The organism is Streptomyces niveus, assembly GCF_001723055.1.
Lineage (GTDB): Bacteria > Actinomycetota > Actinomycetes > Streptomycetales > Streptomycetaceae > Streptomyces > Streptomyces niveus.
On the sequence record NZ_MDCR01000355.1, the window covers coordinates 38,928 to 46,459 of the forward strand.

Below are 7,532 nucleotides of genomic sequence, written 5' to 3' on the forward strand. Positions count from 1 at the left end.
GCACACAGACTGCGGGCGGGGCACGTACGACACGCTGCGCGCGGCGTCCGTTGGCGTGTGTCAGGTGGTGGACACCAGGCGGTCCGCGCCGCTCGGCGGGCGGCGAAGTGGCGGCCGGCCGGCTCGGGCCTTACAAGCGCTCACACCGCGGGATGACGTACCGGGTGCTGCCACGCGGGGTGCGGACGGCCGGCCCCGTCAGCGGACTGATCGCGCCTGCCTGACGCCGCCGTCTGATTCAAGGTCCGGGTCCGGGTCCGGGTCCGGGTCCGGCTCCTGGCGGGGCTTCGTGCTCGGTGGGACCACGGGGTCGTCGGCCGGGCGGCCCTTGCCCCGCAGGCGGTCCATCTCCCGCCATTCCGGGCGCAGTCCGGTGAGGTTCGTCGTCAGGAAGTACAGAGCCCCGCCCACCAGCAGTACCGGCGCCAGTCCCGCCGAGGCCACCGCCGCGCCCGCGGCCAGGCCGCCGAGCGGCATGCCCGACCAGGAGAGCGCGCCGCTGAGTGCCTTGACCCGGCCCAGCAGTCGGCGCGGCACGCGTTCGTAACTGACGGCCGCCAGGATGGGGTTGAGGAAACCGGCCCCGAAACCGCCGACCGCGAACACGGTCACCACGGCCCACACGGGCGCGGGCGAGGCGAGAATCAGCCAGCGGGGCGCGCCCGCCAGCAGGAACCCGGCGAAGAACACCACGCGCCGCCGCATCCGGTGCGCGACGCCCGCCGCGATCAGGCTGCCGCCGATCGCCGCGAGTCCGCCCGCGGCGGCGCACAGGCCGATGGCGCTGGGCCCGTGGCCCGACTCCTTGGCCCAGACGGGCAGGAGTACGGCGCTGAACGCCGCGTCCAGGAAGTTGGTGACCATGACCATCACCACGATCGTCAGCAGCAGCGGTTCGCTCCGCAGGAAGGTGAAGCCCTGCCCGAACCGCCGCCAGTAGCCCGGCTCGGCGGACGGGCCGGTGGCGTCCTGGGGCGACGGGAGCTGCTGGGCCGGCCGGCCCATGCCGCGGGGCAGCGCCAGCCCGATGATCACCGAACCGAGCGCGAAACAGGCCGCGTTGACGGTCAGTCCGGACAGCGGTCCGAGGAAGGCGATCAGCGCGCCGCCCGCCGCCGGGCCGAGGGTGGAGGCGAGCCGCTCGGTCACACCGGCGAAGCCGGTGGCCCTCTCCAACGGTACGCGGGCGTGGTCGGCCGCCTCCGGGACCATGACGTCCTTCGCCAGATCGCCCGGCCCCCGCGCCGCGCCGATCAACGCGACCAGCACGAGCAGCAGGGGGAACGAGAGCCGGTCCGCCGCGTGCAGAAGGGGAACCGCGAGGGCCGCCGCGGCGCTGATCAGGTCGGTGGTCCAGGAGATGGTGCGGGGTCCTGCCCGGTCCACGAGCGGTCCGGTGAACGCCTTCACCACCACGTACGGCGCCATCTCGCAGAAGGCCACCACTCCGGTCTGGGTGGCGCTGCCGGTGGTGACGAGTACGAACCAGGGCAGTGCGATGGCCGACACCCGTGTACCGGTCAGCGACACGGCCATCGCGGCGAGTACGCCGACGAGCGGCAGCGACGCACGCCGCCCTGATATGCCGTCAGAATCCTTCGCCCGCCTGGTGCTTGACCCGGGCTTTCTCACGAGGTCTCCATTCCGCGCCGGCGTGCCCGGGGCGGAGCGCTCGCGGTGCCGGTGGCGCCGTCGGGAGTGTCCGGGCCCGGCACGTCCAGCTCCGGCAGGATCTGGGTGATCAGGGAGACGCGCTCGGCGCCCTCGGGCGCCTCGGCCACCGTGTCCGGCCCGTCCACCCGGTAGCGGGCGAGGAGCGCGTACAGCTCGTGCCGCAGGTCCACCGCTTCCTCGGGCGTCAGCCGTAGCGCCCAGTCGCTCATGTCGAAAGTGCCCCGCCACTGCTCGGGCATGGTCTGAATCTCGCCGAGGGCTCGTTGGGTGTGCAGGGTGTACACGGCGGCGACCGACTGGAGATACGCCAGCGCCGCCTCGGGCTCCTGTTCCGCCAGCTCACGGTCGCTGAACCAGGTCGACTGGTGGACCGCACGCCACCAGCGTTCCCGTGCGTTGCCGCGCTCCGTGTCCTCCTCGACGAACCCCGCGTCGCCGAGCTGACGCAGGTGATAGCTGGCCGTACCGGAGTTGACCCCCAGCCGCTCGGCCAGCCGCGTGGCGGTCGAGGGGCCGAACTTCCTCAGCAGACCGACCAGTTGGACGCGTACAGGATGCGCCAGGGCGCGCAGTCCCTTCGCGTCCAGGACGACCGTGTTCGACTCGTGCTTCGGACCGCGTGCGGCGTCGTTGGAATCCGTCATGCCGAGCAGCTTAGACCGCAAAGAGTTCTTCGCAAAGACTTATTCGCAAAGAACTCTTTGTGATTCGATCCGGACCTCGGCGGCGGCTCTCCGGTTCAGGCGTGCGGCCCCTCCGTCGCGGCCAGCCACTTGACCAGCAGGGATTCCAGATGCGCGACCTCCTCCTCGGTCAGCGCGGCCAGAAGGCGGCGTTCGTTGGCCATGTGCTCCGAGAAGGCGCGGTCGATGAGCTCACGGCCCTGCGGGGTCAGCGCGACGACCCTGCCGCGCCCGTCGCTCTCACTGGCGCGCCGGGACACGAGCCCTGCCCGTTCGAGCCGGTCGACGCGCTTCGTCATGGCTCCCGTCGTGACCATGGTGTGCTCGGCCAGCTCGCCGGGTGCGCGCTCGAACGGCGCGCCGGCGCGCCGCAGCGCGGCCAGGACGTCGAAGTCGCCCTCCCCCAGCCCGTACTTCCGGTAGACGACGCACAACTCCTCGGTGAGATACGCCCCGAGGCGGTGCAGCCGCCCGATGACACCCTGTGGGCGTACGTCGACATCGGGTCGTTCGCGGGCCCATTCCCGCTGGATACGGGCCACGCGGTCAAGAGATTCAGCCAGGTCAGCCATGGCAGGAATAATACCTTCCAGGGAAGATATTATTCCTTCCATGGAAGCCACCGCTCGTTGGTCACTCGTCACCGCCGTCGCGCCGATCGCGTGGGGCACCACGTACTTCGTCACGCAGCACTACCTCCCGGCCGACCACCCCCTGTACGGGGCGGTCTTCCGCGCCCTGCCCGCCGGGATCGTCCTGCTGGCGCTGCGCCGGCGACGGCCGCACGGCGCGCTGTGGTGGAAGGCGCTGGTGCTCGGCACTCTGAACATGGGGGCGTTCTTCACCCTCGTCTACATGGCGGCGCAGCTCCTGCCGACGAGCATCGCCTCCACGGTCATGGCGACCGCGCCCGTGGTGATGATGCTGCTGGCCTGGCCGTTGCTGGCGGAGCGCCCGCAGGTGCTACCGGCCGCGGGTGCGGTCGTCGGGATCGCGGGCGTCTGCGTCATGCTCCTCACGAACGCGACCGGGATCGATCCGCTCGGCGTGCTCGCCTCCGTGGCGGCCATGACGATGTCCTCGATCGGCTTCATCCTCACCAAGAAGTGGTGCCCGGACGTCGACGTGTTCGCGCTGACCTCCTGGCAGCTCATCGCCGGAGGCGTGGTTCTCCTGCCGGTCGCGGTCGCCGTCGAGGGGGCGCCGCCGGCGTTGGACGGCGGCGCGGTGCTCGGCTTCGTCTACATATCCGGCGTGGCGACCGCTCTCGCCTTCAGCGCGTGGTTCGCCGGTCTGCGGCATCTCAGCGCGGGGACGGTGGGGCTCGTCGGTCTCCTCAACCCGGTCACCGGCGTGCTGCTCGGCACGCTCGTCGCCGGAGACACCCTCACCGCGCGACAGGGCGCCGGGCTGGTGCTGGTGTTCCTCGGCGTCGTGCTGGGGCAGCCGGGCGTGACCCGCGCCGTGCGGGCCCGGCGCGGGCGTCGGTCGGCGTCGGCGTCGGCGTCGGCGTCGGCGTCGGCGTCGGCGTCGGCGTCGGCGTCGGCAGAGCGGCCCGAGGTACGCGAGTCGCGTCCACACCAACAGGCTTGATTCCGGGGGCGGTTGGCCAGGTTCGGGGTCCGGGCCGACGTTCGCCGCCGTACGCGGACCCCGCCCGCACCTCAGTGGACGTGGAACCCGCCGTCCACGAAGAGCGACTGCCCCGTGACGTACGCGGAGGCCCGGCTCGCCAGGAACACGGCGGCGCCCGCGAAGTCCTCGGCCACCCCGTTGCGCCCGGTCATGGTGCGCGCGGCGAGCGCGGCCACGCGCTCGGGGTCCGACGACAGCCGTTCGTTGAGCGGCGTCATCACGAACCCGGGCACGAGCGTGTTGCAGGTGACCCCGTACGGCGACCACGCCTCGGCCTGGGAGCGAGCCAGCGACTCCAGCGCGCCCTTGGAGACGCCGTAGACACCGCTCTGGACGAACGCCCGGTGCGCCTGCTGGGACGTGACATGGATGATCCGTCCGAATCCGCGCTCGGCCATGCCGGGTCCGAACCGCTGCCCCAGCAGATACGGCGCCTCGAGATTCACCGACATCGTCGCGTCCCACACGTCGTCGTCGATCTCGGACATCGCCGGGCGCAGGTTGATCCCGGCGCAGTTGACGAGGGTGTCGGGCTCGCCGAAGACCTCCGCCGCCTCGTCGGCCGCCGTACGTACGCCCTCGCGCGTACCGAGGTCGCCGCGCACCCACGCGGCCCGGCCGCCACGGTCCGTCAACTCCTCCACCGTGGCCGCCAGTTCGGCCTCCCTGCGGGCCACGATCACGACGCTCGCTCCGGCGCGGACGAGGGCCTCGGTGATGGCCCTGCCGATGCCGGAACTGCCACCGGTGACCAGGGCCACGCGGCCTTCCAGGGAGAACAGTTCGGAGAGGTACGCCTGCGATTCCATGCCCGCAGATTAGACGTCCGGCCGGGCTCCCGGCCTGGTGGGTGGGGTGGGCCGCGCGAAATCCGTTGGGCCGAACCCCTTGACGACGGCGGCGGGGACACTCCAGGATCCTGCCCACGGAAACGTTTCCATGGAATCGTTTCCAAGGCGACCCGACCGACCCGAACCGAACAGCAAGAGGCACTCATGGACAGCACCGTGACCATCAAGGACGTCGCCGCACTCGCCGGCGTCTCCGTGGGCACGACGTCCCGGGTCCTGTCCGGCAACCCCTCCACCTCCCCCGCCGCCCGTGAACGCGTCCACGCCGCCGTCGCCGAACTCGGCTACCGGCCCGACGCCCGTGCGCGCTCGCTGCGTTCGGCCCGTTCCCAGACGGTGGGGCTGCTCATCTCCGACGTACGCAACCCGTTCTTCGCCGACGTGGCGCACGGCGCCGAACAGGCGGCGCTGCGCTCCTCGTACGTCACCCTCCTCGCCAACGCCAACGAGGATCCCAAGCAGCAGGACACCTATCTGGAGTCCTTCCTCACCCAGCGGGTCGACGGCATCATCATCGCTCCGCAGGGCGAGGAGAGCGCCCACCTCCGGACCCTCGCCACCACCGTGCCCCTCGTCTTCGTCGACCGGACCGTCGACGGATTCGAGGTGCCCAGCGTGACCTCCGACAACGCGCTGGGCATCGACCAGGCCGTCGCCCATCTCGCCGACCGCGGCCACACCCGTATCGGCTACATCGGCGGCCCCCGGTCCATCTCCACCGGCCGCGCCCGGCACGACGCCTTCGTACGCTCCGTGGCCCGGCACGGTCTCGACACCGACCCCGGCCTGATCACCTCCGGCGACTTCCGCTCGGCGAGCGGCGCGGTGGCCGCCGAACGGCTGCTGTCCGGTGGGCAGCCGCCGACCGCGCTGCTCGCGGCCGACAGCCCGATGGCGGTGGGCGCGCTCGGCGCGCTGCGCCGCCGGGGGCTGCGGATCGGGTCGGACGTCGATCTGGTGGCCTTCGACGACATCGAGTGGTTCTCCGAACTCGACCCGCCCCTCACCGTCGTCTCGCACGACGCGCAGGCCATGGGGTCGACGGCGATGAGGCTCCTCCTCGACGTCATCGAGGGCCGCACACCCGAATCGGTGGTCCTGCCGACGCGCCTCGTCGTGCGGGAGTCATCGGGCGGGGCACGCCGACAGGCGTAACCGGCGCGAGGCGTAACCGGCAGGAGGCGGTACGCGGCCACACCCCGGTCCGCGCCCGCCGTCCGACCCCGGGCTGCCCGGTAGCCGACGCCCCGTACCGCTCGTCGTCCCACTCGCACCACAGACAACTGCTCATCCGAATCAGGCCCTTCGAGGGAAGCGGCGCGCCCGACCGGCGCCCGCCGTCCCGCACCGCACCGTGCCTTCCGCACCCATGAACGGGGATCCCCCATGCCCACCACCGTCTTCGTCGTCGGCAGCCTCAACGCCGACCAGCTCCTGGAGGTGCCCGCGTTCCCGGCGGCCGGCGAGACCGTGCTCGCCTCCGACGTACTGATCACCGCGGGCGGCAAGGGCGGCAACCAGGCCGTGGCCGCCGCGCGGGCCGGTGCGGCGGTCGTCATGATCGGCGCGCTCGGCGACGACGCGCACGGCGTCCTCGTACGCGGGGCGCTGACCGAGTCCGGTGTGGACACCGGGTGGGTACGAACGGCCGACGGTACGCACACGGGCACGGCGGTCGTCGCCGTGGAGGCGGGCGGCGAGAACCGCATCATCGTCGCCTCCGGCGCGAACGCCCGCCTCACCAGGCAGGACGTCGAGGCGGGTCTCGCGGGCGCGGCGCCGGGCGACCTCGTACTGCTCCAGCTGGAGACCCCGGTGGCGGTGGTCGCCCACGCGGCCCGCTTCGCCAAGGCCCGCGGCGCCACCGTCGTACTCAACGCCGCACCCGCTCCCGCCGACAACGGCTGTCTGACGACCGACATCGACGTCCTGGTCGTCAACCAGGTGGAGATGCGGGCGGTGGCCGAGCTGGTCGGGGCCGGTGCGGGCACCGGCGAGACAGGGGATGTGCCGGGGACGGTGCTCGCCACGTCCCGGACGCTGAACTGCGTGGTCGTCTGCACCACGGGCGCCGGCGGCGCGTACGTCAACGCCGGCGACCGGGTGGCGCACATCCCCGCCGTACAGGTCACCGCCGTGGACACCACGGCGGCCGGCGACACCTACACCGGCTATATCGCGGCGGCCCTCGCCCGCGGCGAGACGGATCTGACAGCGGCACTGACGACCGCTTCGGCCGCGGCGGCGGTGACGGTCACCCGGCGCGGGGCGATGGCCTCGATCCCGTACGCGCACGAGATCGGCCCGGTGGCGGCGCACGCCGGACCGGGCACCGACAGCAACTCACCACGAAGGGCTGACACATGAGAATCGCTCTGGGCAACGACCATGCCGGACACGCGCTGAAGGACCATGTGCGCGGCGTCATCGAACGGCTCGGGCACGAAGTCGTCGACCGGGGCACGGACAGTGACGCGCCGGTCGACTTCCCCGACATCACCTTCGCCACCTGCGACGCCGTACGTACGGNNGTGCTCGTGTGCGGCACCGGGGCCGGCGCGCTGATGGCGGCCAACAAGATCGCCGGGATCCGCTGCGGGCTCGGGCACGACGTCTACTCGGCCCATCAGGCCGTCGAGCACGACGACGCCAACGCCCTCGCGATGGGTGCCTGGCTGATCGGCCCGGC

9 protein-coding genes are annotated in these 7,532 nt (G+C 72.2%); 5 read left to right on the forward strand and 4 right to left on the reverse strand.

The window, feature by feature from the left end; translation table 11 throughout:
• Window positions 1-198: 198 nt before the first annotated feature.
• The 3 genes from BHU15_RS32475 to BHU15_RS32485 all read right to left on the reverse strand — a co-directional run bounded on the left by BHU15_RS32475 (window position 199) and on the right by BHU15_RS32485 (window position 2,929).
• On the reverse strand, window positions 199-1,632 hold the full coding sequence (locus tag BHU15_RS32475; protein WP_255293263.1) for an MFS transporter: 1,434 nt from the start codon (window positions 1,630-1,632) through the stop codon (window positions 199-201).
• Window positions 1,629-2,318 carry an ArsR/SmtB family transcription factor gene (locus BHU15_RS32480; protein WP_069630406.1) on the reverse strand — a complete coding sequence of 230 codons (690 nt, stop codon included), beginning with the start codon at window positions 2,316-2,318 and terminating at the stop codon, window positions 1,629-1,631. Before BHU15_RS32480 ends, BHU15_RS32475 begins: the two co-directional genes overlap by 4 nt.
• Before the next feature lie 95 nt (window positions 2,319-2,413).
• A complete protein-coding gene (locus BHU15_RS32485) occupies window positions 2,414-2,929 on the reverse strand; it encodes a MarR family winged helix-turn-helix transcriptional regulator (RefSeq protein ID WP_069630407.1) in 516 nt (171 codons plus the stop codon).
• 40 nt (window positions 2,930-2,969) lie between these two features.
• On the opposite strand from BHU15_RS32485, the gene BHU15_RS32490 reads away from it, so the two are divergent.
• A complete protein-coding gene (locus tag BHU15_RS32490) occupies window positions 2,970-3,950 on the forward strand; it encodes an EamA family transporter (protein WP_079128526.1) in 981 nt (326 codons plus the stop codon).
• A 71-nt stretch (window positions 3,951-4,021) separates the two neighbouring features.
• Here BHU15_RS32490 and BHU15_RS32495 read toward each other — a convergent pair whose 3' ends face one another.
• Entirely contained in the window at window positions 4,022-4,801 is a 780-nt protein-coding gene (locus BHU15_RS32495) for an SDR family NAD(P)-dependent oxidoreductase (RefSeq protein ID WP_069630408.1), read from the reverse strand.
• 186 nt (window positions 4,802-4,987) lie between these two features.
• On the opposite strand from BHU15_RS32495, the gene BHU15_RS32500 reads away from it, so the two are divergent.
• From BHU15_RS32500 to BHU15_RS41705, 4 genes are all read left to right on the forward strand, one after another.
• On the forward strand, window positions 4,988-5,998 hold the full coding sequence (locus tag BHU15_RS32500) for a LacI family DNA-binding transcriptional regulator (protein WP_069630409.1): 1,011 nt from the start codon (window positions 4,988-4,990) through the stop codon (window positions 5,996-5,998).
• A gap of 231 nt (window positions 5,999-6,229) precedes the next feature.
• Entirely contained in the window at window positions 6,230-7,210 is a 981-nt protein-coding gene (locus tag BHU15_RS32505; protein WP_069630410.1) for a ribokinase, read from the forward strand.
• The coding region (locus BHU15_RS41700; protein WP_255293265.1) for an RpiB/LacA/LacB family sugar-phosphate isomerase at window positions 7,207-7,372 on the forward strand (166 nt) is incomplete at its 3' end. The genes BHU15_RS32505 and BHU15_RS41700, both read left to right, overlap by 4 nt.
• A gap of 2 nt (window positions 7,373-7,374) precedes the next feature.
• A partial coding sequence (locus BHU15_RS41705; RefSeq protein ID WP_255293266.1) for an RpiB/LacA/LacB family sugar-phosphate isomerase occupies window positions 7,375-7,532 on the forward strand: 158 nt, incomplete at its 3' end.